Consider the following 276-nt stretch of genomic DNA (forward strand, 5'->3'; position numbering starts at 1 on the left):
GTGAGTCCGGCGACGGTGTTCCACCTGGCGTGGGCGCGGGTGCTGGCCGCGGTGAGCGGTCGTGAGGACGTGGTGTTCGGCACGGTGCTGTTCGGCCGGATGAACGCGGGCGCCGGTTCGGACCGGGTGCCGGGTCTGTTCATGAACACCCTGCCGGTGCGGGTGCGGTTGGACTCGCAGAGCGCGGGTGAGGCGCTGGACGGGATGCGGGGCCAGTTGGCCGAGCTGCTGGTGCACGAGCACGCGCCGCTGTCGCTGGCGCAGCAGGCGAGCGGG

1 protein-coding gene is annotated in these 276 nt (G+C 72.8%); it reads left to right on the plus strand.

Annotation, left to right across the window (positions count from 1 at the left end):
- The coding region (locus VR45_RS41300) for a condensation domain-containing protein (RefSeq protein ID WP_045945128.1) at nucleotides 1-276 on the plus strand (276 nt) is incomplete at both ends.

Origin of the sequence: Streptomyces sp. NRRL S-495 (genome assembly GCF_000966955.1) — a bacterium.
In the GTDB taxonomy this organism is placed as follows: domain Bacteria; phylum Actinomycetota; class Actinomycetes; order Streptomycetales; family Streptomycetaceae; genus Kitasatospora; species Kitasatospora purpeofusca.